General features: G+C 40.7%; 31 protein-coding genes and 1 rRNA gene. 1 reads left to right on the top strand and 31 read right to left on the bottom strand.

Translation table 11 applies throughout. The features are described 5' to 3' along the window. Positions 1 to 61 precede the first annotated feature (61 nt). The 17 genes from NST57_RS00345 to metG all read right to left on the bottom strand — a co-directional run bounded on the left by NST57_RS00345 (position 62) and on the right by metG (position 15,087). Positions 62 to 292 (bottom strand): anti-sigma-F factor Fin family protein, encoded by a 231-nt coding sequence (locus NST57_RS00345; protein WP_003217967.1) that lies wholly within the window; start codon positions 290 to 292, stop codon positions 62 to 64. 55 nt (positions 293 to 347) lie between these two features. Beyond that, positions 348 to 914 carry an aminoacyl-tRNA hydrolase gene (pth, locus tag NST57_RS00340; RefSeq protein WP_142153558.1) on the bottom strand — a complete coding sequence of 189 codons (567 nt, stop codon included), beginning with the start codon at positions 912 to 914 and terminating at the stop codon, positions 348 to 350. Positions 915 to 1,054: 140 nt separating this feature from the next. Continuing rightward, positions 1,055 to 1,681, bottom strand: coding sequence for a 50S ribosomal protein L25/general stress protein Ctc (locus NST57_RS00335; RefSeq protein ID WP_142153556.1), 627 nt, complete (start codon positions 1,679 to 1,681; stop codon positions 1,055 to 1,057). Between the two features lie 139 nt (positions 1,682 to 1,820). After that, entirely contained in the window at positions 1,821 to 2,774 is a 954-nt protein-coding gene (locus NST57_RS00330) for a ribose-phosphate diphosphokinase (RefSeq protein ID WP_003217907.1), read from the bottom strand. Between the two features lie 22 nt (positions 2,775 to 2,796). Beyond that, entirely contained in the window at positions 2,797 to 4,167 is a 1,371-nt protein-coding gene (gene glmU, locus NST57_RS00325) for a bifunctional UDP-N-acetylglucosamine diphosphorylase/glucosamine-1-phosphate N-acetyltransferase GlmU (protein ID WP_142153554.1), read from the bottom strand. 199 nt (positions 4,168 to 4,366) lie between these two features. Continuing rightward, positions 4,367 to 4,663 carry a septation regulator SpoVG gene (gene spoVG / locus NST57_RS00320; RefSeq protein ID WP_008357439.1) on the bottom strand — a complete coding sequence of 99 codons (297 nt, stop codon included), beginning with the start codon at positions 4,661 to 4,663 and terminating at the stop codon, positions 4,367 to 4,369. Positions 4,664 to 4,886: 223 nt separating this feature from the next. Next, positions 4,887 to 5,264, bottom strand: coding sequence for a 2-iminobutanoate/2-iminopropanoate deaminase (ridA, locus tag NST57_RS00315; RefSeq protein WP_142153552.1), 378 nt, complete (start codon positions 5,262 to 5,264; stop codon positions 4,887 to 4,889). A 38-nt stretch (positions 5,265 to 5,302) separates the two neighbouring features. Next, entirely contained in the window at positions 5,303 to 6,136 is an 834-nt protein-coding gene (gene purR / locus NST57_RS00310; protein ID WP_008341862.1) for a pur operon repressor, read from the bottom strand. 55 nt (positions 6,137 to 6,191) lie between these two features. Next, positions 6,192 to 7,061, bottom strand: coding sequence for a 4-(cytidine 5'-diphospho)-2-C-methyl-D-erythritol kinase (gene ispE / locus NST57_RS00305; protein ID WP_142153550.1), 870 nt, complete (start codon positions 7,059 to 7,061; stop codon positions 6,192 to 6,194). Positions 7,062 to 7,206: 145 nt separating this feature from the next. Further along, positions 7,207 to 7,392, bottom strand: a complete 186-nt coding sequence (locus tag NST57_RS00300; RefSeq protein ID WP_017366434.1) for a small, acid-soluble spore protein, alpha/beta type — start codon at positions 7,390 to 7,392, stop codon at positions 7,207 to 7,209. A gap of 162 nt (positions 7,393 to 7,554) precedes the next feature. Then, positions 7,555 to 7,812 (bottom strand): biofilm formation stimulator Veg, encoded by a 258-nt coding sequence (gene veg, locus NST57_RS00295; RefSeq protein WP_003217979.1) that lies wholly within the window; start codon positions 7,810 to 7,812, stop codon positions 7,555 to 7,557. 213 nt (positions 7,813 to 8,025) lie between these two features. Next, complete coding sequence (yabG, locus tag NST57_RS00290) at positions 8,026 to 8,910, bottom strand: sporulation peptidase YabG (RefSeq protein WP_007496216.1); 885 nt, start codon at positions 8,908 to 8,910, stop codon at positions 8,026 to 8,028. A 287-nt stretch (positions 8,911 to 9,197) separates the two neighbouring features. Beyond that, complete coding sequence (gene rsmA / locus NST57_RS00285; protein ID WP_142153547.1) at positions 9,198 to 10,076, bottom strand: 16S rRNA (adenine(1518)-N(6)/adenine(1519)-N(6))-dimethyltransferase RsmA; 879 nt, start codon at positions 10,074 to 10,076, stop codon at positions 9,198 to 9,200. Continuing rightward, positions 10,069 to 10,629, bottom strand: a complete 561-nt coding sequence (gene rnmV, locus NST57_RS00280) for a ribonuclease M5 (protein ID WP_008341876.1) — start codon at positions 10,627 to 10,629, stop codon at positions 10,069 to 10,071. Before rnmV ends, rsmA begins: the two co-directional genes overlap by 8 nt. Positions 10,630 to 10,790: 161 nt before the next feature. Further along, positions 10,791 to 11,993, bottom strand: a complete 1,203-nt coding sequence (locus tag NST57_RS00275) for a G5 and 3D domain-containing protein (protein WP_008341879.1) — start codon at positions 11,991 to 11,993, stop codon at positions 10,791 to 10,793. 244 nt (positions 11,994 to 12,237) lie between these two features. After that, a complete protein-coding gene (locus tag NST57_RS00270) occupies positions 12,238 to 13,005 on the bottom strand; it encodes a TatD family hydrolase (protein ID WP_007496220.1) in 768 nt (255 codons plus the stop codon). Between the two features lie 81 nt (positions 13,006 to 13,086). Further along, a complete protein-coding gene (gene metG / locus NST57_RS00265; protein ID WP_341297819.1) occupies positions 13,087 to 15,087 on the bottom strand; it encodes a methionine--tRNA ligase in 2,001 nt (666 codons plus the stop codon). A gap of 515 nt (positions 15,088 to 15,602) precedes the next feature. Between metG and NST57_RS00260 the strand changes: the two genes are divergently transcribed. Then, positions 15,603 to 15,893 carry an AbrB/MazE/SpoVT family DNA-binding domain-containing protein gene (locus NST57_RS00260; protein WP_087975202.1) on the top strand — a complete coding sequence of 97 codons (291 nt, stop codon included), beginning with the start codon at positions 15,603 to 15,605 and terminating at the stop codon, positions 15,891 to 15,893. A gap of 44 nt (positions 15,894 to 15,937) precedes the next feature. Here NST57_RS00260 and rsmI read toward each other — a convergent pair whose 3' ends face one another. The 14 genes from rsmI to rrf all read right to left on the bottom strand — a co-directional run bounded on the left by rsmI (position 15,938) and on the right by rrf (position 25,365). Then, positions 15,938 to 16,819: a 16S rRNA (cytidine(1402)-2'-O)-methyltransferase gene (gene rsmI / locus NST57_RS00255; RefSeq protein ID WP_142153538.1), complete on the bottom strand. Its 882-nt coding sequence runs from the start codon at positions 16,817 to 16,819 to the stop codon at positions 15,938 to 15,940. Next, positions 16,794 to 17,093 (bottom strand): GIY-YIG nuclease family protein, encoded by a 300-nt coding sequence (locus tag NST57_RS00250; protein ID WP_148944817.1) that lies wholly within the window; start codon positions 17,091 to 17,093, stop codon positions 16,794 to 16,796. Before NST57_RS00250 ends, rsmI begins: the two co-directional genes overlap by 26 nt. After that, positions 17,080 to 17,823, bottom strand: coding sequence for a tRNA1(Val) (adenine(37)-N6)-methyltransferase (locus NST57_RS00245; protein ID WP_142153533.1), 744 nt, complete (start codon positions 17,821 to 17,823; stop codon positions 17,080 to 17,082). The genes NST57_RS00250 and NST57_RS00245 overlap by 14 nt, the downstream gene beginning before the upstream one ends. A 55-nt stretch (positions 17,824 to 17,878) precedes the next feature. Further along, positions 17,879 to 18,232, bottom strand: a complete 354-nt coding sequence (gene yabA, locus NST57_RS00240) for a DNA replication initiation control protein YabA (RefSeq protein WP_007496228.1) — start codon at positions 18,230 to 18,232, stop codon at positions 17,879 to 17,881. A gap of 14 nt (positions 18,233 to 18,246) precedes the next feature. Beyond that, complete coding sequence (locus NST57_RS00235) at positions 18,247 to 19,074, bottom strand: PSP1 domain-containing protein (protein WP_007496230.1); 828 nt, start codon at positions 19,072 to 19,074, stop codon at positions 18,247 to 18,249. A gap of 2 nt (positions 19,075 to 19,076) precedes the next feature. Beyond that, the gene (gene holB, locus NST57_RS00230; protein ID WP_024719351.1) at positions 19,077 to 20,066 is read right to left on the bottom strand and encodes a DNA polymerase III subunit delta'; all 990 of its coding nucleotides are present in this window, start codon (positions 20,064 to 20,066) and stop codon (positions 19,077 to 19,079) included. A gap of 11 nt (positions 20,067 to 20,077) precedes the next feature. Continuing rightward, positions 20,078 to 20,518: a YaaR family protein gene (locus tag NST57_RS00225; protein ID WP_008341898.1), complete on the bottom strand. Its 441-nt coding sequence runs from the start codon at positions 20,516 to 20,518 to the stop codon at positions 20,078 to 20,080. 12 nt (positions 20,519 to 20,530) lie between these two features. Next, positions 20,531 to 20,860, bottom strand: a complete 330-nt coding sequence (locus NST57_RS00220) for a cyclic-di-AMP receptor (RefSeq protein ID WP_012008640.1) — start codon at positions 20,858 to 20,860, stop codon at positions 20,531 to 20,533. Between the two features lie 79 nt (positions 20,861 to 20,939). Continuing rightward, complete coding sequence (gene tmk, locus NST57_RS00215) at positions 20,940 to 21,578, bottom strand: dTMP kinase (protein WP_341297818.1); 639 nt, start codon at positions 21,576 to 21,578, stop codon at positions 20,940 to 20,942. Continuing rightward, entirely contained in the window at positions 21,575 to 22,981 is a 1,407-nt protein-coding gene (locus NST57_RS00210) for an aminotransferase class I/II-fold pyridoxal phosphate-dependent enzyme (RefSeq protein ID WP_341297817.1), read from the bottom strand. Before NST57_RS00210 ends, tmk begins: the two co-directional genes overlap by 4 nt. Before the next feature lie 77 nt (positions 22,982 to 23,058). Further along, positions 23,059 to 24,123, bottom strand: a complete 1,065-nt coding sequence (locus NST57_RS00205) for a toxic anion resistance protein (protein WP_341297816.1) — start codon at positions 24,121 to 24,123, stop codon at positions 23,059 to 23,061. Positions 24,124 to 24,144: 21 nt separating this feature from the next. Continuing rightward, positions 24,145 to 24,759, bottom strand: coding sequence for a 5-bromo-4-chloroindolyl phosphate hydrolysis family protein (locus NST57_RS00200; RefSeq protein ID WP_142153527.1), 615 nt, complete (start codon positions 24,757 to 24,759; stop codon positions 24,145 to 24,147). 128 nt (positions 24,760 to 24,887) lie between these two features. Beyond that, entirely contained in the window at positions 24,888 to 25,079 is a 192-nt protein-coding gene (locus tag NST57_RS00195; RefSeq protein WP_017359334.1) for a sigma factor G inhibitor Gin, read from the bottom strand. A 170-nt stretch (positions 25,080 to 25,249) separates the two neighbouring features. Beyond that, positions 25,250 to 25,365: ribosomal RNA gene (rrf, locus tag NST57_RS00190) — 5S ribosomal RNA — on the bottom strand. Between the last annotated feature and the right edge of the window lie 33 nt (positions 25,366 to 25,398).

Here is a 25,398-nt window from a genome sequence, read left to right as displayed (position 1 = left end):
CCTCCTCCCTGCTTGTTTAAAACAGAAAAACGCTTTGGTCTAATATCTACACCAAAGCTTTTTATTGAATAAAAGTATGATACTGATGGTAATCAGGATTTCTTTCGAGCGCCTCTTGGCAATCCTCACAAATGGTTTGTACATGTAAATCACCATTTTCCCTATAAGAAATCATATCGTTTCTTTCCTCATTTGTTAAGTGATGAAATCCAAGTGCTTCACTTTGGACAGCGGATTCATCTAGACTGCCAACCTTTACACCACAGTGCCGGCAGTAATAGTGCAAAGCCATACGTGATCCTCCCATGCTGAGATTTTATGATCAGTATGTGCTTTGCTTATCATTCTTATACCTTCTTGTTAAAATCATTCATCACTTCTAAAAATGGCTTTGTTAAAGCCGCTTCACAAGCTTCAATAGATGCTTGAATAGCAGATGAGATATCAGGCTGTTCTTCTTCTGAGAAGCGTCCTAGCACGTAATCGACGACCTTCATGCCGTTTTGTGGACGGCCAATGCCGATACGGAATCGGTCAAATTCTGGTGAACCTAAATGCTGAATTAACGATTTGATTCCGTTATGTCCGCCTGCACTTCCTTTTGTACGCAAACGAATCCGTCCCGTTGGCAAATCAAGATCATCGTAGATGACCTTCAAATGTTCAAGGGGAATATCATAGTAATCCATCAGCGGACGCACACATTCCCCTGATAAGTTCATATATGTAAGAGGCTTCACAAGTAGAACCTTTTGACCTGAAACAAACCCAGTTCCATATTGTCCATGGAATTTTGATTGATTTAATGGGATGTCCCATTTTTTTGATAATTCATCTATTGTCATAAACCCGACGTTATGTCTTGTTTTTTCATATTCTTTGCCTGGATTACCTAATCCAACGAACGCAATCATGAAACCAATAACCTCCTTTGTCGCACATGCACACGCCTAAAAAATGAGCCAATGTGATTGCCTCATGCAAAACGTATGAATTCTTTTCATTCTAGCACAAAAGACGTAACCGCGGGAGGGTTACGTCTCTAATTGACCAGTTATTCTTCGCTGTTATCTTTTTCTTTAATGGCCTCAGGCTCTTGCGTTTTCTCTTCACTATCTGGCTCTGGAACCTCTGATTGCTGAGGTGGTAAGATCGAAGCAACAACTTCTTCTGGATCATTATTCATTTGATACGTTGACTGAACAGACAGATCACCGACTGTTAGTACGTCATTTACTTCTAAGTTTGTAATATCAGCTTCAATATTTTGCGGGATATCCTTTGGTTTCGCTGTAATGGATAGCTCAAATAGTGGCTGCTGAAGCACACCGCCATCCTTTACCCCTTTGGATTCGCCAATGAGTTGTACAGGTACGTCTGCGTCAATTTCTCGCTGTAAGTCGACCACTTGGAAATCAGCGTGGACAAGCTCATTTTTCAACGGATCTGTTTGCAATTCTGTCACCATCACAGATTTTGTTTCACCGCCAACGTCTAATGTGATGATTGTATTTTTTCCTTCATCACGTAATGTCTTTAATAAATCAATGCTGTCTAATGAAACAGCCAGGTTGTCTGTATTTTTTCCGTATATGACACCAGGAACGTGTCCTGAATGACGGATTTTTTGCAGTGTGGAACGTTTGAAATCAGTTCTTTTATTTGCTTTTAAAGTTGCCATATTCAGCACCATCCTATTTCTTTTTTGTCACTACTTTCATAAATACCCATAACTGAATCATTTTAAACATGTTTGGCTTTCATTTATCACAGCAAAAAGACCCCAAGCTGATGCCTAGGGGCCTTTTTCAATCAGAAAATTAGCTGAAAAGGTAGCTCACAGATTCTTCTTCATGTACACGAATGATGGCTTCTGCAAGCAAAGGCCCAACTGAAAGCGGAATGAATTTTCCAACTTTCTTGTCATCTGTTAAGTGAATACTGTTTGTCACAACTAATTCTTTAATTTTAGAGTTTGTAATACGTTCTACTGCTGGTCCAGACAATACTGGGTGAGTACAACAAGCATAGACTTCAGCCGCTCCATTTTCCACAAGTGCATTTGCAGCAAGTGTAATCGTACCAGCTGTATCAATGATATCATCGATGAGAATCGCCGTTTTGCCTTCAATGTTCCCAATGATATTCATCACTTCAGCCACGTTCGGCTTCGGACGACGTTTGTCGATAATTGCGATTGGTGCTTTCAGGCGGTCCGCCATTTTGCGCGCACGCGTAACACCACCGTGGTCAGGAGACACAACAACGATATCATTCAAGTTTTTCTGTTCGAAATAGTTTGTTAAGATTGGCACAGCCATTAAGTTATCGATTGGAATATCAAAGAAACCTTGGATTTGCGGCGCATGAAGATCAAGTGCAATGACACGTGTAGCACCTGCTGTTTCAAGTAAGTTCGCAAAAAGCTTCGCCGTGATTGGCTCACGAGGTTTTGCCTTACGATCTTGACGTGCATATCCGTAATAAGGGATGACAATATTGACCGTTTTCGCAGAAGCGCGTTTTAGTGCATCTACCATAATGAGTAGCTCCATAATGTGCTCATTGACTGGCGCACTAGTAGATTGAATAACATAACAATCACAGCCGCGGATACTTTCTTCAATATTGATTTGGACTTCACCGTCACTAAAACGTTTAACAGAGCTCTTTCCTACATCAACTCCGATACGATCGGCAATTTCTTTGGCAAGTTCAGGGTTTGAATTCAAAGAGAATATCTTTAAATTCGCATCAGCATAACGATTAGACATGGTAAACCTCCGGGTATTTGGATTATTTTTTATGAATATTTTTCACATAATCTTCTTTATTGACTTGTCTTGCTCTAGCAATAGACAGTGCATCCTGCGGTACATCTTCTGTAACCGTTGAACCGGCTGCAACATATGCCCCTTTACCGACAGTGACTGGTGCAACGAGATTTGAATTGCAGCCAATAAAGGCGCCATCTTCAATCTTCGTTAAGAATTTGTTCTTCCCATCATAATTAACTGTAATAGATCCACAACCAAGGTTTACATCCGTACCGACCTCTGCATCTCCAATATAACTTAGATGAGACGCTTTGCTTCGGTCACCGAAAACTGTTTTCTTGATTTCGACAAAATTCCCGATCTTCACTTCATCGCCAATTTTCGACAACGGGCGAATATGAGCAAACGGTCCAATTGTGACATCTACCCCAACTTCACTATCGCAGACAACAGACTGCTTAATGACTGTCTGATCTCCGATGACGCTATCAACAATTTCAGTGTTCGGACCGATTGTAGCATCTGCACCAATCTTTACATTCCCTTTGATGACCGTCCCAGGATAAATCATTGTATCTTCACCGATAACTGCATCTGGCGAGATATACGTGTTCTCAGGATCAATCAAGGTTACACCATTCTTCATATGCTGATGATTAATACGTCGCTTCATGAATTGCTCTGCTTGTGATAGAGCGATACGATCATTGACTCCAAGTGTTTCTTCAAAATGCGGTGTTTGATACGCTGCAACTGTCTGTCCTTCATTCTTTAGAATTTCAATGACATCCGGCAAATAGTATTCACCTTGTGCATTTTCATTTGACACTTGCTCAATCACACGGAAGAGATCTTCATTTGAAAAGCAATAGGTCCCAGTATTAATTTCATTCACTTGACGTTCAGCATCATTTGCATCTTTATGCTCGACGATTTTTACTACAGCACCTGTTTCATCACGAAGAATACGTCCATAGCCTGTTGGGTCATCCGCGTGTGCTGTCAAAATCGTCACTTTCGCTTGTTGTTTTTGATGCTCGCTTAACATGGCTTCCATTGTTTCCGCTGTCAATAATGGTGTATCTCCACAAATGACAATGGTTGTTCCCTTTTCCTGCGCGAGGAACGATTTAGCTTGTTTGACGGCATGTGCTGTTCCCAGCTGTTCTTCTTGAAGTGCATATTCACTTCTGTCCCCAAGTTGCTTCTTGACGTCCTCTGCTCCATGGCCGACAATCGTCACAAGCTTGGCTAAAGATAGCTTTAACGCTTGATCTGCCACATGCTCGACCATTGGCTTTCCGCAAACTGGATGAAGTACTTTGTATAACTTTGACTTCATTCTTGTTCCTTTTCCCGCTGCTAAAATCACTGCGAACCGCTTATCCATTGATTGGCCTCCAATATCCCTATTATCCATAGAAAAATATATCCTAAATAAGGACTGATTTCAAGGATACAAGAGGAAGTACATTAATTTTCTAATGGTTGAAACCTAGAAGAATCGTGAGGAAAAACGCAAAAAAGACAGCATTTAAAAGAAAACATTCCATTTTCTCTTAAAGCTGTCTTTTTGGATTCACGTATGATTAAGAAGCTCCAGCTTCTTCATATTCAATTGTTTCTTCTTCTTCGCCTAAGCGATGATATTCATTTAAAACAGCATCTTGGATTTTACCCCGAGTGCTTGAGTTAATCGGATGTGCAATATCACGAAACTCTCCATCAGGCGTGCGTTTGCTAGGCATTGCAACAAACAACCCATTATTTCCATCAATCACACGAATATCATGAACAACAAATTCGTGGTCCAGCGTGATGGATGCAATCGCCCTCATGCGACCATCGGTATTCACGCGGCGTAATCTTACGTCAGTAACTTCCACAGTAGTTCACCACCTTTTCCCAATATAAAAGCATTAATTAGGTATTCAACGATTGTGGTGATTCTCCTGCTCTTTTTTTAAACTTTTTTGAAATATCGGGATATTTATACATTTTTTGTCATTTTAATGGCGGCGCTTACATCAATTGCTTGAAAAAAGACATCATGACGATGTCTTTTCATACATATAATGAAACCAAACGGTCTCCAAAGAGATGGCCTGTTTATTTCACTAATGCCACAACTTCAATTTCTACAAGTGCATCTTTTGGAAGTCTGGCTACTTCTACACATGAACGAGCTGGCTTATGTGTATGGAAGTATTCACCGTACACTTCATTCACTTCAGCGAATTGTTCCATATCTTTAATAAAAACCGTCGCTTTCACAACTGTTTCAAAGGAAGCGCCCGCTGCTTCAAGGACGGCTTTAAGATTCTGGAACACTTGATGTGTTTGTTCTTTAATATCTCCATTCACAAAATCTCCAGCTGGCGTTAATGGAATCTGCCCTGAGCTGTAAAACATGTTATTGACGATAATCCCTTGAGAGTAAGGTCCAATGGCTACTGGCGCGTTTTTGGTTTGAACAACTTTTGTCATATCAATCTCTCCCATTCAAATACATGTTTGATCAAAGCTTAAGCTTTCGAATGAAAAAATTCGTGGAAATTGCCTTCATTGATCTCAATGATTTTCTGTTTCATATCAATGGTTGAAAGCTTTAAAAGCGATACATATTCATCGACAAGACGTTCATCTACGCCTTCATCTTCTAATAAAACACCGATCCCTGCAACATTTGCATTAAATTCCTCTAGAAGATTCATCATGCCATTAATGGTTCCGCCTGCTTTCATAAAGTCATCAATAATCAACACATTGGATCCTTTATCTAAGCTCCGCTTTGCAAGTGACATGGTTTGAATTCGGTTAGAAGAACCTGATGCATAATTAATGCTCACAGTTGACCCTTCAGTTACCTTATTATCTTTTCTAACGATCACAACAGGCACATTTAAATAACCTGCAACAGAATAGGCAATCGGAATACCTTTCGTCGCAACAGTCATGACAACATCAATCGGCCGATCCGCAAAAATGGTCGCAAAAAGCTTACCGATTTTCGCAAGAATCGATGGATTGCCTAAAACATCAGTTAAATATAAATAGCCGCCAGGAAGCACACGTTCAGGAGTTGATAATGCCTCTCCGATATCGTTTACGACTTCGTCTGCTTCTTTTAGATGAATCTTTGGAATATATTTCACTCCGCCAGCAGCACCAGGTACAGTAAGTAAAGTCCCTATTCCCTGCTGTTCGAAGGTCTGTTTGATAATCGTTAAGTCTTCACTAATAGAGGACTTCGCAGATTGATATCGCTCTGCAAAAAAAGTTAAAGGTACTAGTACGTGCGGGTGGGTTAACAAATAATTTGTTAAGTCCACCAATCTGCCGCTTCGACGAAACTTCATGAACTTACCCCCAGAACCCGAATAATTTATGAATAATATAACTTAATATACGGATTTAATCAAGGGCATTTTGTTCGCCGATCATGCGGACAGCGTAAACCTGATCACAAAATCCTCTCAGTCCGTTATATATTCTTTGCACCTTTGATTCATATTGAATCAAGCCAAATACAGTAGGCCCGCTGCCACTCATTAATACAGCATCTGCTCCGAAACGCTTCATCTGTCTCTTAATCATATCTACTTCTGGATACATCTTTAATGTCACAGATTCCAACACGTTACCGAGTGAGCCGCACATCTCTTTATAATCTTTCGCTTCAATTGCTTTAATCATACGCTGTACATTTGGGTGTTCTACTTTGCTTGCGTCATATTGTCTGTAGACCTCAGCTGTAGATACCCCAATCACCGGCTTCGCTAAAATCACCCAGCAATGCGGTGGTGTCGCAATATGCTTTAGTTTCTCTCCACGTCCAGTCGCTAGCGCTGTCCCTCCGTGTACACAAAAAGAGACATCTGAGCCGATCTCCGCTCCAAGCTCAGCTAGTTCATCTAACGTGAGATTTAACTTCCACAAACGGTTTAAGCCGCGAAGCGCTGCTGCGGCATCACTGCTGCCTCCAGCTAAACCTGCTGCGACGGGAATTGCTTTTGTGATGACAATCGATACACCTTTTTGAATACCGAATCTTGTTTTTAACAATTTAGCTGCCTGATAAGCCAAATTCCGTTGATCATCTGGCACAAAACGATTATGAGATGATACACGGATTTCGTCTTTGTCCAGCTCCGTCAGCTCTAGTCGATCTGCAAGATCTATTGTTGTCATCACCATCTCCACTTCGTGATATCCATCCGGTCTTTTTCCATGAACATCAAGTGAGAGATTAATTTTTGCCGGTGCTTTTTCTAAAATACGCAAACATTTCACCTACTTCTCCATCTAAACATAAGTATCAATATTGTATCACATTTGATGGATCTGATGAATATTGGCTTTTACGCTCAGCACACTCACTTTTCAACAAAAAAGGTCAGAGACACCCGAGGTATCCCTGACCATTTCTTTATCGTTGATTCTCTTCTTGAGCCATGTGCTGTTGAGCTAATTCAATGGCACGTTTGACCATATTTCCCGCGTCACGCGCACGAATCTCTCCCCAGCCTCCATTTTTGACGGTATCATAAAATCCAAGATCCTTCGCCAGCTCGTATTTGAACTCATCTGACATAATGCCTCGGCGTCTACCCAAACGAAACAGCCCCTTTGGTCGAGAATTCGAATCATCGCCACTCATTCGTGGCTTTCTTATTTTGCATCGATTCCTGCCTTTTACCCCTTTCAAATAATGGACAGCCTCCCATACAGAAAAAAAGGCAAAACAAAAAGCAGTAAACAAAAAGTTCACTGCCCATTAATAGGCGACTGAGCTAGCGGTATCATCGAATGTTAATTCGACCGTCTCAGTCAGTATATCTGCATAACTGTAAGAAACTCTTTCAAACGAATTCTCATCTTGGTCTAATTGAATCACAAAAACAGAAGGGTACGTTTCAGCTAAAATGCCCGAACGCTCAATTGTTTTTCGGCGGCCTCCGTTAGCCTTTAACGTCAAACGTTTACCTAAGTTACCATCAAGCGATCTTTTGATGTCGGACAAAGTCTTCGCCATTGCATCCACCTCACTGAGATAATTATACAACAACGGCCCATTTTTGTCAAATAAAAATTAAATTATATCAACCAACACGAGCCATTGTCAACAAAATAATTTTGACAAACTTCTACCTTTTCTCCTCCCTATTTTTCTCAAATTCCGGTGAATTATGTATTCATATGAAATTTCTTTTTGAGCATAAAAAAAACCAGACTGAAATCAGTCGGGTTATGTCGATTCATGGTCTCTTTTATATGGCATACCTACCCTTAAAACACCCCTTGTTTCAATTCCTCCGAGACCTTTTTCTCTCGTCAGTGTATTTCGGAGCACATCCCACACGTTGATTCGATCTACAAATGGAGTGAAGCTGATCTTGGCAACAATATAGACGGGGTCAAGTGCATGAATGTTGACACGTGAGGGTGAGCTTGCAAAATTAGCACCTGCTTGAATTAATGATTCAAAATGAGATTGGCAGGCACCTGCAAAGATCACGAGCTGATCTAAATGCGGAACCTTCCTTCTTGCCTTTTGAACCGTTTCAACGAAATGACGAGAATGACGATATGCACCGATATCGTGTACACCGCCCTTTTGTTTAGAATACGCATCATGTCCTGTGATGACCAAAATATCAGGCCGATATTGATCAATTAATGAATCAATCATGCTTGGCATTTTCTTCTCGTGGCAATGCACACCATACACAGGTACACCGATTCTTTCATATACATCTAAGCATTTCTTTAAGTATGAAGCATCTCCATCTAAATGCAGAACCTTTCCGGGCATATGAAAATACTGCTCCTGATGCTGATATTGTCCAGACGTATAATACTCTTGTTTTTCACGAAGCAGCTGATAATCTTGCCTGAGTAAGTCGAGCGATTCGTTAATTTTCCGTTCATCGTCCTTCTCTCTTGTCAGCTGCTCCTCTTTTTGAATCAAGACCAAATCTGACATCTTCGCATCGGCAATCAGCCTCACTTCATTCCCATGCAAAATGGCGGTGGCTTCGTGCTGGTCTGTCTCATCAATTCGAATGATACGAAACATAATATCCATCTGATAGGATGCCCTCGTCACCATATCTCCTATTTGAAATTGCATGCTTTTCACTCCACAATCAGGCTCTTATCCTGTTGGTATCGTCTTACGCTACACTTGTTCTTCTTTCAGGTGTGTTGTTCTTTCTAGCCTATGCCTGAACAGGTGAAGTGGTGAAAACCAAAAGAAAAAAGCCCTTATGAAAGAGCTTTGTCTTCTTTTCAGCGTGATAGAAAACCTTTGCAGTCTAGGAAGGACGAGTACTGGCGCGGAGCGAATTTGACATTCGTGAGCACCAGCGCGCAGGACTGACACCGAATGCGGGGGTTTGTCTACACGCTGAAAAGCCCTTATGAAAGGGCTTTGTGTAAAACATTGGACAAACGGGCAAATTCATCGATAGACAATGATTCACCGCGGCGTTTCCCATCAACTTCAGCTGTTTCAAGGGCTTCTTCAATGATGGCTTTATGTTTCTTGCCATCTGGCAGATTGTTCATCAAGTTATTCATCAATGTCTTCCGGCGCTGGCCAAAACTCGCACGAATCAATTGAAAGAAAAACGTATCATTGTCTACTGAAACCGCCGGTGTTTCACGAACAGTTAGTTTGATCACGGCTGAATCCACATTTGGCTGTGGGACGAAAACTGTTTTCGGCACAACCATGACCGTCTTCGCTTCTGTATAAAATTGCACCGCAATCGACAAAGAGTTGTATTCTTTTGATGAAGGAACAGCAGCCATGCGATCTGCTACTTCTTTTTGCAGCATGACAACGATTCCTTTCAATGGAAGGTTTTCTTCAAGCAATTTCATAATAATTGGTGTCGTCACGTAGTAAGGAAGGTTTGCTACGACCATTACTTCTTTACAGTCAGCAAACTGTTCTTCAATCACCTTTCTTACATCTGCCTTCAATACATCTTGATGAATAATGGTGACATTATCATATGGAGAAAGCGTATCGTTTAAAATCGGCAATAGGCGCTGGTCGATTTCAAAAGCCGTCACTTTCTTTGCCCGTTTAGCGAGCTGTTCAGTCAACGCACCAATACCAGGGCCAATTTCAATCACACCTGTCTCATCCGTAATCTCTGCATGATCGACAATGCGATCTAAAATATTCGTATCAATTAAAAAGTTTTGCCCTAAGCTCTTTTTAAAAGAGAAACCGTACTTCTTCAGTATTTCCTTCGTTCTGATGGGCGTCGCAATATCTTTATTCATCGGCTTCCTCCTGCATGACGGTCTTTAAGGCCGCAATAAAATCCTCTTTCGTTATTTGGAACATGTGAAGACGCTTTTGCAGCTGCTTCGCATTTGTATATCCTATATTTAAAAGCACACCTAATCGTTCGCGGCGGCGTTTTGATGCTTCGCCTCCGATAAGGCCTGCGTCAAATAAATCGTCTAACGTAATCTCGCTTTCTGATTCTTCCATTTCCTCATGGACATGAGCAAGGCATTCTCGAATACTATCCAAGGAAGCATGCTCAACACCAATTCCTTTGTCCCGCTTCGCTTTCGCAAGGTGTTTTGGTAAAAAGGCGTGCTTACAGCCAGGGACAGCCTCTGCGATGGTTTTACGGATCTTTTCCCCAGGGAAATCAGGATCAGTTAAAATGATAACACCCCTCGTCTCCTGAGCAAGACGCACTTGTTGAATGACTGTATCGCCAATGGCAGATCCATTCGTTTCAATCGTATCTGCATCAACTGCCATCTTTACTCTAGCAGTGTCGTCACGACCCTCCACCACAATGATTTCTTTGATTTTCATGTATTCCTCCGCTTGCAAAAACAATCTTCATTTTTTTGTAAAAAAAATGAAACCTTCCATGCTGTTTTTGCGTCTAATTAATTAGAAAACAGTGCTTCTATTATAACCAAAAAAACAGAGGGTGCGCAAAGCCCTCTGTTCATATAAATGATTTGATGTGTTTATTTGAGCACTCTAATTTTCACTCGTTTATTTCCCCATTGATAAGCTGCCGACTTACTTGGGACGAACACATCAATTTTATTCCCTTTTATAGCAGATCCAGTGTCTGATGCAACGGCATACCCATAGCCTTCCACATACACTTTAGAGCCCAGCGGAATGACACTCGGATCTACTGCTATGACCTTTGCACCTGGATTTGCTTTTAAATTAAAGCCTGTAGACGTTCTGCCCGTACATCCAGCACAGCTCGCTGTATAGGCTGTAGACGTCACATAGAACTCTTTTCCTGAAGATTCATTACTTCTTGAAACCGCAGGTGACGCTTTAGGTTCCTTCTTGGACACTTGTGTACCAACGGCCACTAAACGATCCTTGCTGTCTTTTGCAGTAACCTCTTTAATTAATTCTTTAGACACCACTTTGCCGTTTTCTTTCACAATGGCATAGTGCTTCTTTAATTTACCTTCTTCACCTTTTTCAAGCACCTTCTCTTTTCCTTTTTCAAGAGATCGATCCTTTTTATGTTTGGTATCAAAAGCAATTTTCTCTTCCACTACATCGGTGACTTTTTCCACCCGAGTGATCTTCACATCTGCGCTTTTTTTAGAAAGGTGACTATGTAACGCAGGTTTGATCTTATCGTGCTTCTTGAGCTTCAGCTCTTGTTGCTTTAAAAAGTCAGCGACCGTAGTCGAAGTGGTCCACACTTTCTTATCCTTTCCTCCATCGTTTAAGCTGACCTGGAAGGCCTGCTGAACCACAAGATCCATATTCTTTTTAATCTTGTCATTCTTTCCTGGAGTTACTTGATCGTGCTTCCCAATATCTATCTTCTCATTCTTCAATAATGCTCCAACCGTCTGATCTGTTGTCCATATCGTTTTCTCTTTCCCATCTAGGGTGAGATGAACCGGTATAGCCGCATCATACACAATGTTCATGTTGTCTTGAATCTTTGTATTTAGACTTGGAGAGATATGATCCTCCGCCTTGGTCCTTATTCCAAGGTCTGAAAGCAGCTGTGCTACTGTCTCTTCATGTGTACGAATTGTCTTCTCTTTGCCATTGATTGAAATGGTAATAGACTGCTTAGTGAGCTCATGCGCACCGTAAGCCGTCCCAGTTCCAGCTAAAAGCAAGCAAGCGACTAGAAATAAAACCTTGCCTTTTCCTAGCTTGACAGAAAACAGATTTTTCATTTTTTGTACGATGAAAAACGCCTCCTTCTCCTCGGAGAGATTATATAGAGTATCTCAAAACCTGTCAACCCTTCCACCCACTGTACAAAAATGCTCGATTGTAAACCTATTATGGGAGATTTTTGGAAGGAAGGGAAGAAAGACTTATCGACAACTTATCCTATGAGGAGGCGCAAACGTGTAGAACTTTTTCGTTATGTTTCACAATTGGACAAGCTTAAACAAGGATTGACATCATATACTGTCAGTTTATACGGAAAACTTTTTTCGCATTTTCTGTTGTCAATGCAGCAAGCTCTTCAAAGCTCATTTCTCGCAATTCAGCAATTTGTTCTGCGATATATTTCACATAGCTCGGCTCATTCCGTTTCCCTCTAAATGGCGCTGGAGTTAAATACGGGCAGTCTGTCTCAATCAGAAGACGATCGCTTGGAATATCCTTGACAACTTCTTTCGGTTTTTTCGCATTTTTAAATGTCACAGGTCCACCGAATGAGATATAAAAGTTCATTTCCATACACGCTTTTGCAATTTCGAGGCTGCCAGTAAAGCAGTGCATAATTCCTCCGACTTCTGCCGCTCCTTCTTCTTTTAATATCGTCACTACATCTTCCGTAGCGTCACGGTTATGAATGATAATTGGCAGATTCACTTCTTTCGCAAGAGCAATTTGACGTCTAAAGACTTCTTTTTGCACATCTTTTGGCGACTTGTCCCAATAGTAATCTAGACCCATTTCTCCAATGGCAACAACCTTTTCATGCTGAGATAATTCTTTGATCCAAGCCAAATCTTCATCTGTCATATCAATGGCATCAACAGGATGCCAACCGATGGCTGCATAAATAAAATCATATGCTTCAATTAGCTCCATCGCTCTCGTAATGGTTGGACGATCAAACCCGACCACCACAATCTTCTCTACCTTTTCACTTTTGGCTCTTTCAATCACCTGCTCTAAGTCTTCATTATATTGTTCAGCATTTAAGTGGGCATGTGTATCAAATAACATGGTTGATTGCTCCTTTCGACAATTCTTCTGAAAAACAAAAGGTGTTCGACGAAATGTTACACGTGGAACACCTTTGTTGAATTATAAAATTTTTGTTCCATTTGCTAGAGATTGATCTACTTCAAGAACCTGCAATTTACCATCAGTTTCTCCAGTTAAAATCATTCCCTGGGAAATTTCCCCTCTCAGTTTAACTGGTGTGAGATTCGCTACGCAGACGAGCTTCTTCCCTACCAATTCTTCTGGTTGATAATGCTTGGCAATCCCTGAGACAATTTGTCTCTTTTCAAATCCAAAATCAAGCTGAAGTTTTAAGAGACGATCAGCTTTTTTCACTGGTGCTGCTTCCAATACTTGTGCTACACGAAGGTCAACTTTTGAGAAATCATCGAAGGCAATTTCGGCACCCAGTTCAGGTAATTCAGTTTCTTCTATTTCAACTGACTCTTCTTCTACCTTAGGCGCACTTCCTTGCATCTTCTCTTTAATGTATGCCACTTCTTCTTCAACCTCTAAACGAGGGAACAATGGCTCACCTTTTTGTACCGTCGCTTTTTGGATCGCACCGAAAGAAAGAATGCTTTCCCAGCTTTTGAGTTTCTCTTCTTCAATTCCAAGCTGGAAGAAGATTTTCTCAGGCGTTTTTGTTAAGAATGGCGTTAACAACACGGCTGTGATTCGGAGTGATTCTGCTAAATGGTACATCACAGAATGCAGTTCTTTTCGTTTTGTTTCATCCTTTGCTAACACCCATGGAGCTGTTTGATCAATATATTTATTCGTTCTGCTGATTAATGTCCAAACATTTGAAAGAGCCACTGAGAATTCGAGGTTTTCCATCGCTTCTTCATAGGCTTTCACCGTTTGTTCAGCTACCGCTTTTAGTTCCTCATCAAACTCATTGACTGGTCCCTTATAGCTGCTTAATGTACCGTCGAAGTATTTTTGCACCATCGCCACTGTACGATTAAGCAAGTTTCCTAAATCATTGGCAAGGTCATAGTTTACACGTTCCACGAATCCTTCTGGTGTAAACACACCGTCTGCACCAAATGGTACTTCGCGTAGCAGGTAATAACGAAGAGCATCAAGACCATAGCGATCAATTAACGTAACAGGATCTACTACGTTCCCTTTTGATTTAGACATTTTGCCATCTTTCATGAGCAGCCAGCCATGTGCAAAAATTTGTTTTGGCAACGGCAGATCAAGTGCCATCAGCATAATTGGCCAATAAATTGTATGGAATCGTACAATTTCTTTCCCGACTAGGTGAACGTTGGCAGGCCAGTATTTTTTATATTTTTCATCTTGGTCGGTTCCGTAGCCAATCGCTGTTAAGTAGTTGAATAACGCATCAATCCATACATAGATGACGTGCTTCGGATTATTAGGTACTTTAATGCCCCAATCAAAGGTTGTTCTTGATACAGCTAAATCCTCTAACCCCGGTTTAATGAAGTTATTAATCATTTCATTCTTTCTTGATTCAGGCTGAATGAACGACGGGTTCTTTTCGTAATAGTCTAATAAGCGATCAGCATACTTACTCATACGGAAGAAATATGATTCCTCTTTAATCAATTCAACAGGGTGTCCACTGTCTGGGCTTTTCCCTCCAATGACTTCCCCTTTCTCATTTCGCTCAACATCAACAAGCTGTGTTTCCGTATAGAATGTTTCATCAGGAATACTATACCAGCCCTCATATTGATCTAAATAAATATCTCCTTGATCAAGCAGCTTTTGGAAGACTTGCTCAATGATTTTCGTATGTCTTTTTTCCGTTGTACGAATGAAATCATCGTTTGAAATGTCGAGTTTCTTCCATAATGATTTAATGTCAGCAACGACCGGATCTAAATACTCAATCGGTGTAATATTTTGTTCTTCAGCTTTTTGCTGAATTTTTTGTCCGTGCTCATCTGTACCCGTTAAATACATCACATCATAGCCTTGCAGACGTTTATATCGAGCCATGGCATCCCCTGCCACTGTCGTATAAGCATGTCCAATATGTAATTTTCCGCTCGGATAGTAAATAGGTGTAGTCAGATAAAACGTTTTTTTCTTTTCCGGCATGTCGGAACCTCCTGCTTGTGTGTAAATGTCAAAAAACTCCCGCCCAATGGACGAGAGCGGTTATAAAATCATTAAAATGTGCATTATTCAATTATTTGTTGCGCTTGTGCTTCCTCTATGATACCATCTTAGCCTTTAAGATCAAGCATATATACATAGAACAAGGTGAAAAGATCGAAAAAGAGGAGTTTTTCGAAAAAAACGACAAACCTGTCGACATTTTGTCGAATATTGTCGTATGAAATCTATTTCCAGATTTACAATTGGCTAAATTAGGGCAAAAGTCTTGTTAATCTGTTATCGTCATTTCTCATATTTTTACAGATAAATTCTGAAAAATCCTTATACACCAGTAGTTTCAAGGTCTTTTGACTTTAAGAGTCATATTTTACAAACAATAGTAAACAAAATGATTGACGATTTATGGAAACCTTGTTATGCTAGGAATGTAAGGAATTTGTCGAATAATGACGAAGATAATATTATATTAAGAATAAGAACTTTTTGGGAGGAGAATGAAGATGAAATCTACAGGTATTGTACGTAAAGTTGACGAATTAGGACGCGTGGTGATTCCAATCGAACTTCGCCGTACGTTAGGAATCGCAGAAAAAGACGCTTTGGAAATTTATGTTGATGATGAAAAAATTATCCTGAAAAAATATAAACCAAACATGACTTGCCAAGTAACAGGTGAAGTATCAGACGATAACCTTAAACTTGCTAATGGTAAATTAGTTCTTAGCCGTGAAGGTGCAGAGCAAATCATTAACGAAATCCAAAACCAACTTCAATCACAAAAATAAGTTTTATATAAAAAGGTTCTTGCACCGTTTGCAAGAACCTTTCTTTATTGTTCAATATGATACGCATCATAGATCGTCCGCTTTGGCACACCACGTTCGACCGCAGTACGTTTAATGGCCTCTTTTGACGTTAGCCCTTCTTTTATGTAATGAATCACGTGCTCTTTTTCAGATAAAGAATTCCACCAAGCTTCTTCATTCAATTCTTCTTCATCCTGATCATTTCCTTGTACGACGAGACAGAACTCACCACGGATTTGTTGTTCTGTCACCCATGTCAGTGCATATTCTAAATCTCCACGAATAAACTCTTCAAATTTCTTTGTCAGTTCTCTCGTAATGGCAATATTCCGGTTCCCCCACACTTCTTTCATCACAGTCAGCGTTTCTTTTAACCGATGGGGCGCTTCATAGAAAATAATCGTTTCTTGGCGTTTCTTCAATGCTTCCAGTTGTTTTTTCTTTTCCTTTTTTTGACGATCAAGAAAACCGTAAAAGAAAAATGGCTGTGGTGCGATTCCTGACGCAATAAGCGCCGTGAGTGCTGCGTTTGCACCAGGTAGCGGAATGACATAGCCGCCGATGCCCGTAAAGTCTCGAACCACTTCGGCTCCTGGATCAGAGATCGTCGGTAAACCTGCATCGCTCACGAGTGCAATATTCTTTCCTTCTTTTAACCATTCGATTAACTTGTGACCACTGCTATTTTTGTTATGTTCATGGTAACTCGTTAATGGGGTATCAATTTCATAGACATGACAAAGCTTTTTCGTTTGTCTCGTATCTTCTGCGGCAATATAGTCTACATCTTTTAACGTTTGTATTGCTCGAAACGTCATATCTTCTAAGTTTCCAATCGGGGTTGGTACGAGATAAAGAATACCCAATTCTGATTGACCATCAAAGCTTTTCTGTGTCTTTTTCATGTGCCGCCTCCTTTTTGGTTTGCTTTTCTTCTATATACATGTCCTTTTTTCGACGTGTCCATGTTTTGAAACGATATTCCTGTTGCATGGCTTCTCTTTTGGTTGAAAAGCACTCGTGATAATAAAGTTCCACCGGTCGTCTGGCTCTCGTATACTTTGCACCCTTCCCACTATTATGGGCAGTCAGCCTTTTTTGTAAGTCATTTGTATACCCAGCGTACAAACTACCATCTGCACATTTCAATACATAGAAATAATGACTATGCTTCTCCATACAGTATCGTCCTGATTTCTTTTGTATACTCTTGATCTTCTCCATAAACAAACAGCGGCGGAAGGATTTTCAAATCCGGCTTTCCATCTTTCATCCCTTCCACTAAAATGGTATTCGCTTCTTTCCCTTGTTTCGGATAAATAAATTGAATTCGTTTTGGCTCAATTCTATATTTCTTCATCATTTCAATCATCTCAAGCAAACGTCCAGGGCGGTGAACCATTGCCAGTTTGCCTCCTTGCTTCAGCAAAGTGGAAGAAACACGAATGACATCTTCTAATGTACAATGAATCTCATGTCGTGCGATCGCCAAATACTCATTTTCATTGATTTCATCCTTAGAAGGAGTCTTAAAATATGGCGGATTACAAGTAATCACGTCTACTTTGTGGTTTCCGTACCGTTTAGGCATGTCATTCAAATCACCATGAATCAACTCAATCTGCTGCTCTAGTTGATTATGCGCTACACTTCTCTTTGCCATATCAAACAGGCGTTCTTGAATTTCAACCCCTGTAATAGAGGCTTTGGATCTCGTCGAAAGCAGCAATGGAACGATGCCATTTCCCGTACAAAGATCAATGATCTCCCCTTTTTGAATCGGCACATACGCAAATTTTGCTAATAACACCGCATCCAACGAAAAGGCGAACACCGTTTTACTTTGAATAATTTTCATATCTTCTGCGAGCAAGTAGTCTAAACGTTCATCTTCTCTTAACGAAACCATGATGTATCCTTTCTTTTCCTGTGAAAAAGGCTCCCGATTCAGCGGAAGCCTTTTCTCATTTTTTATTTAAAAATGACAGACAGAACAAACAGTCTCCCTCTTTACGAATGCTCCCATAATGTACATTACAAATATGGAAACCCTCCTGATATAAACGAGCTAGGTTATCATGACCTTCTCCTATATCAGAATGACTTGGCTTCTGGGCAGAATCATGCTCTGCCTCAGATGATTTATCTCGATCGGATTGATCCAGACGTTCACGCAAGTGCTGATTCTCCATCTGAAGCTGGTGATTTTCTTCAATCACTTCACCGATATGATTTTTCAAATCACCTAGCTGGCGATAAAGAGAACCGATTTGTTCTTCTAAATTAATCACCGTATCAAATAGTTCCTTTTTATCCAAGGTGGCACACCTCGTTACTCAGTTGTTTGTGCAGATACAACGCCTTCTTGTAATAATTCTTCCCAAGTATATTCTATCACTTTTTCTTGCCCGGTTAATTCAACTTGCAAAATTCGTTCTAAAATATTAAGCCCTACTACCTTTGCAGAGCCATTAGACGTCTGAATCGTTTCACCGATGTCCGGTAATTGTTCTTTTGCTGTTTCGTACTCATCATTCTCATATTTCAAGCAGCACATTAAACGGCCACAAAGCCCTGAAATTTTGGTAGGGTTTAACGAGAGGTTTTGATCTTTTGCCATTTTAATGGACACAGGTTCAAAATCTCCTAAGAAAGTTGAACAGCAAAGCATACGGCCACACGGACCAATGCCGCCTAACATTTTTGCCTCGTCTCTTACACCGATTTGACGAAGTTCAATTCTCGTCTTGAAGATAGATGCAAGATCCTTGACCAGTTCACGGAAATCTACTCTGCCATCTGCTGTAAAATAGAAGATGACCTTGTTGCGGTCGAATGTAAATTCGACATCGACCAGCTTCATTTCCAGGCCGTGTTCGCTTACTTTCTGAAGACATGTGTCAAAGGCTGCCATCGCTGCTTCTTTGTTCTCCTCAACGATGAGCCGGTCTCGTTCGTCTGCGACGCGAATCACCTTACGCAAAGGGAGAACCACATCGTGTTCATCTACTTTTTTATTGGCGATGACCACTTGCCCGTACTCAACACCTCTGACTGTTTCTACAATGACACAACTATCATTTTCTATATGAAATCCATTAGGATCGAAATAATAGATTTTGCCCGCTTTTTTAAAGCGAACACCAATTACGTTGTACAAGCTTATCCCTCCTGCAACATCAACACCAATTGCTCCATTAGCCCTTGGGCATTCACGTTGGATTGAAGTCTCTTTTTCGCTTCTAATACAGCAAGGATCTGATTCGTCACCATCTGCTGTGTGGAATGCAGCGCGTGCTGCTTCATTGTCTGGAATAAGTCTTGATAAATGACTTTATCTTCATTTCCTATTTGAATCGACAATACATCACGATATATAAATAAAAGCATATCAAGACCAGTTTCTTGAAGGTCTTTCTCTTTGAAAAAAGGCATCCATTGATCTTGTATATAAAAAAATGCATGTTCTTTTCGCTGGTGTAAGACTTCATACAATTTTATCACTTTCGCTCTAGACTCTGCAAACTGATCATTTCGACTTAATTCGAGTGCTTCTGCTAAATTATTGGTTAAATTCGACAAAAGCCTTGCGAGATCCTGAGATACGCCTTCTTGTAAAAGCTGCTGCTCCAAAGATTGCGGCTGCAACGGCTGAAAGCTTAGCATCTGACATCTTGAAATAATCGTATCCAGCATTTTATGCGATTGTTCAGTGATTAAAACTGCCATCGTTTCCCGGTTGGGCTCCTCTAGGAACTTTAATAAACTGTTCGCAGCATTGACCGTCATTTTGTCCGCATGGAGAATGATATACATTTTCCGATGCGATTCTACGCCTGCTTTTGTAAATTCCTCCTGCAAAGCCTGCACTTGCGCCTTTTTAATTGATTGACCGTCAGGCTGCACTAGATGTAAATCTGGATGGTTGCCAGACTGAATTCTTTTGCAGTTTTGACAGGACTCACATGGTTTCACTCCTGCTTCCAAACAAAAAAAGCTCTTCGCTAAAAGCATCGCAGCATCTAGCTTTCCTGTCCCTTTTTTTCCTTCAAATAAGTAAGCATGAGCCAGTCGGTCTTTATCAATACTATTAAAAATGAGCCGCATGACGCGCGGCTGTAAATCATTCATGTCATCCCAGCTAATTGCCATGTTATCACTCTCTATGTGTAAAGGTTAATCAATAAACCTTTTATTTCTCCAATACGTTCAAGCAAATCAATCGAGGGTTTCTCTTGGTTCATCATATCCTCTGTTAACTCAATCAGCTTTTCATCTAATGCTTTGACTAAAGCGAGTGTTCGTGTGTTGCCATAAATGTCAAAGCTCCTTGATGTCTCTATATTTAATCCATTATCGACTGTTTCTTTTACAAAGCGTTTCACAAGTCCTTTAAACCTAGCCAAATCTTTAAGGTTTCGTGACTTTGTCAGTTTCTTGCCGAAAACTTCGATATCGCTCAGCATAACTGTCAGCTGCTCTAAACGCATTTTACCGCTTTGTGTCTCCATCGAAGATTTAAACGATGCTGAAGTTTGGCTTCCTTTCATCGCTTGAAGTTCACGCTTTTCTAAAAGCAGCCGCATATCTTGATTAATTTTCACAGCAACCCATCCTTAAAATTGATGAAATTGTTCAACTGGCAGAATAAAGACGGTAGCTCCACCAACTTCAACCTCAACAGGGTATGGTACATATGAATCTGCATTTCCACCCATTGGTGATACAGGCGCGATCATTTGATCACGTTTACGGCAATTTTCCTTGATTAGCTGTAACGCTTTATCCACTCGGACATCATCGCAACCAATGATAAAAGTCGTATTACCAGACTTTAGAAATCCACCAGTCGAAGCTAATTTTGTCACGCCGAATTGATGTTCGGTCAATATTTTCAATAACTTGCTGCTATCTTGATCCTGTACAACGGCAACAATTAATTTCATTTGATTGGCCTCCTTCATTTTAGGCACAGGTGACATGCCGATGTCTTCCTCTATATTATAACAACGATTGGGAATGAGGTCATATTTGATTTTTCTTTAATGTGTCCTGAATCAGCTGAAACACTTCATTAAAGACATCCTGAACAGGCTGAGACGCATCTACTACACGGAATCGTTCTGGTGATTGCGCAATCAGCAACTCATATCCTTCTCTGACCATTTGATGAAAATTCAGTGTTTCCATGTCTAATCGATTTTTTTCTCTTCCTTGATTGGCATCAATTCGCTTTAGACCTTCCTCTGGTGTAATGGAAAAGTAAATGGTCATTTGCGGCATCGTACCATTAATGGCAAAATCATTAATGGATTTGACTTCTTCAATCCCAAGCCCTCTCGCGTAGCCCTGATAAGCAAGCGAGCTGTCGACAAAACGATCACATAAAACAGTTTCCCCCCGCTGCAATGCCGGTTCTACTTTTTCAGCCAAATGCTGCCTTCTAGCTGCTGCATAAAGCAATGCCTCTGTTTTTGCATCCATTTTTGTATTTTTTTCATTTAAAATGACTTCACGAATCTGCTCTGCAATGTCGATGCCTCCCGGCTCACGTGTTGCCATCACTGCATAGCCTTGACGTTCCATTTCTTCGAACACTTTTCGAATCACTGTCGTTTTTCCAGCACCCTCAGGCCCTTCAAACGTAATAAACATACCGCTCATAGTGTCTCCTCTTCTATATAAACATATAATTTTCTCTGATGAATCACCTGACTTGCTTGCACATGAACTTGATGCCCAAGCAAACGGCTTAACGTCGCAATTTGATCTGATTCAATAGGTTCTCCTTTGATCATCAAAGGAATGCCAGGCGGATAGGGAATGACCGATTCTGCACTAATCCGGCCAGTTGCTATTTCAAATGGAACAGCTTCTACATCTCGCTTTTGCTGATCATCCTCTAAGAAGAGCGATCCCGTTTGGGGCTCTTTTTTTACAAGCAATGAATCACTTTGCTGAAGAGCCTGCTCTATAGCTGTAAAAGGAATGTCCTTTGTCTGTCTTAGACCAAAAACGAGTAAGACTTGATGTTCATCCGCAAGTTCTGGGTGAACCTCCACCGACTCAAGCACCTTTTTGAGTTCATAGCCTGTCAGCCCTTTTGTTGAACGAATGACACATTTTAATGGATCCATAGGTAAAGAGTCAGACTCAACCACTTCGAGATTGGAGATCATATTGAACTGTGCTTTCAGATTTGCCAAGTCTCTCATGATTTCGTCCATTAACCCTTTTCCCTTCAACTCCTCCACATAAGCTCTCGCCACATCTAACGAAGCCATAATTGGATAGGAAGGTGAACTGCTTTGAAGCATCGTTAATAACGTCTTTATCCGCTTCACATCAATTCGTTCTCCTTGAAGATGGAGATAAGACCCCATCGTCATTGCCGGAAGGGTTTTATGTGCTGATTGTACCACCACGTCTGCTCCATAGGAAAGGGCAGATGGAGGAAAGGCACCGCCTAATACAAAATGAGCACCATGTGCCTCATCAACTAATACAATGATGCCAGCTTCATGACACATTTGAATGAGTCTTGATAAATCAGCTGCATGTCCGTAGTAGTTCGGATATGTCAAAACGATTGCCCGGCAGTTAGGATGTGTCGCCATAGCTTGTTTGACTGTTTCCTCCGTCACATGAGTTGGGACGTGCATGTGAGGATCACTCTCGGTTTCTAGTATAATAGGCATCGCTCCCGCAAGCTCAATCGCATGGAACACAGACTTATGACAATTTCGCTGAACGAAAATGCCCTCCCCAGCCTGACATGCAGACATCACCATTGCCAAGTTGCCAACGGTTGTGCCATTCACAAGGAAAAAACTTTGTTTAGCTCCATATAAATTTGCCAATAAATCCTCTGCCTCTTGAATTACACCGGTCGGATGATGGAGATCATCTAGACCTTCAAGTTCTGTCACATCCAGCTGAAGAATGGATGCATAATAGGACCGTGCCTCATCAAAAAAGACATCTCCATTGTGATGTCCTGGAACGTGAAAAGAATAGGGCTTCTTTTCCGCATGTTGTGATAATGCTGTATATAAAGGTGTTTTCAAACAAATCGACCCTTTTCACTTAAACGATAACTTATATCTATTATAACGTTCAAACAAGTGAACTGAAAGATGGATTCTCATTCCTTTAATGGTTTATGATTCACCAGCTTCTGCTCTGCCTCATACATGCTGCTTTTTAATTGAGCCCGTTCTTGGCTCCCATGTTCTTTTACCTCCAACGTTTCCTGCAATGTTTCGGCCAATTGGCGCTGAACCTTTTTCAACGTATCTATAGGCGTTAAGGATGCATCTTCAAGAAGCTGTCCTTGCTGCTTCGATACCTGTTCATATGTTTGCTGGATACGCTGCTCTAGCGCTGAATTGGCTCGCTGCTGAATATGATTGAACGCAATCGACATTTGGTTAATCCATAAAGGAATTGATGCGGAAACAGTTGATTGAATATGATTGGCTAATGTATGGTTTGTATGCTGAATCATTCGAATTTGGGCATTACATTGTAGTGCGATTTGACGGCTCAACAGCAAATCATACTTCCGTTCTTTTAATCTCTCCATATATTCTTCTTCATCGACTTCCCGACTCATCAATTGCTCCTCTAATGTCCGCTCATTTGATGGCTTTGATTCTGTTAGGGCCTGTTGCTCTAAAAGTGTCAGCTTTGCTTCAACTGCGGCAACCTGTAATGTCATCTCTTGAAAGTATGATTGATTTTCCTCAAATAAACGCTCTAATAACTTATGATCTGAAATTAACACACCTCTTGCGTAACGAAGCCTTGCTGACAATCTCTCTATCTGTGCTTCTGCTTGTTTAAAACGAGATATGATCTCCTGAATAGAACGCTTTTCTCGCTGAAACAACCTTAAAAAAAAGCCCCGATTCTTTGGCAATAAATCCTCAGGCTCCACTAAATGCAGGTGCTGTAAAAAAGCTTCTAGAACGTCTCCGATTTGGTCAATATCTTTTTTCTCCACATATTGCATCATTTGTTTTGATTGTTCTAATAATCGTTCCTGCACACGTGTACCATAGAAAAGCAGTTTTTGTGGATGATTAGGGATCTTTTCAGCTCGTTGCAGCGCCTCCTGTTTTTCCTCATCAGATAAGGTATCAAACACCCGAAACGGAAGATCTGTAGTAGATGGTGATGCTGGTATGACTGGATCTTCTGGTTTCATCGAGTCTGACTCCTTTCATCTCTATTTTTTAATCATTTTATCGGCCACTTCAAGTTCAATATGAAGTGCTTCTATATCTCTTCCTAAAACTTGCTGTAAATCATTCGTCAATTGCTTTTGCAGCTCAGTCAGCGTAACTCGAGTTTGGCTTAATGTCATTTCAAGCTCATGGCTGCGATTCGGCTGATTATACAGCAGTGCATATTTCTCAGTTAATTCAACAACAGTATCCAAACTCTCAAAATAAAACCGCTGTGCATCATAAAACCGGTTCGGTTCCTTTTTTGTTATCGTATAGATGCGTCGTGCAAGCCGAAGAATTTCATAATTATGCTTGATCGTCTGTACGTTCTTCACAGCAAATAAAGCTTTCTTTAAACGAACCAGCTTTTGCCCGGCTTCTTTTAAGTGCTGTTTAATATATACATAATCACTGCGAGACAGTCCGTGTTTCTTCAAAAACAACTGGAAGGCAGCCCATCGGCTTCCTGCAAACACCCCACCCCACCCAATCATCGCATACAGTATCGACAATCCAACATGATGATGGAAAACACCAATACTGACAGTTAAAATCACCAGCGAAAAAAGAGTAGAGAGAACAGCCCATACAAATGTGTAAAAAATTGATTTCATGTTCATCGACTCCTATGAATAATCAGGCTCTCTGTTTATCTTATTATTTATTACGGTTGATGTCCAAACTAAGTTCCAAAAAACAGGCCCAATCCCCGATTGCCCATAAAAAAAGACCAACTAATGGTCTATGAATATAAAGGCGGCGTATGAAGATTTTTAAGCTTTCTTACATAATCAGCATAACTAGGATCCGAGGTTGATGTAGAAATTAACTTTCGTTCACAATCTCGGCATAAAAACTGATGATATAAATAAATTCCCTTTGTTTTTTTCTCTTCACAAATCAAACAAATCGCTTCTCGCTCTTTTTTGCTCATTATGACACCTCCACTTATAGCTTCAGTATGCCCTAGCGCTTTCAATTGTATACAAAATTAAGAATGTTTTAGATGGTAGTTTAGTATATGTATCCATGTCAGATCGGGTGTTTGTTCCTTTTTAAAAACACAAAAAAGACCAGTTCCGACTGGAACTGATCCTTTGAAAAGCTTGGCGGCGTCCTACTCTCACAGGGGGAAACCCCCAACTACCATCGGCGCTGAAGAGCTTAACTTCCGTGTTCGGTATGGGAACGGGTGTGACCTCTTCGCTATCGCCACCAAACCTGATGGAGAGAATGTTCTCTCAAAACTAGAT

Source organism: Bacillus sp. FSL M8-0077 (assembly GCF_038050255.1).
Lineage (GTDB): Bacteria > Bacillota > Bacilli > Bacillales > Bacillaceae > Bacillus > Bacillus altitudinis.
This window is presented reverse-complemented; position numbering and strand designations above follow the sequence as displayed.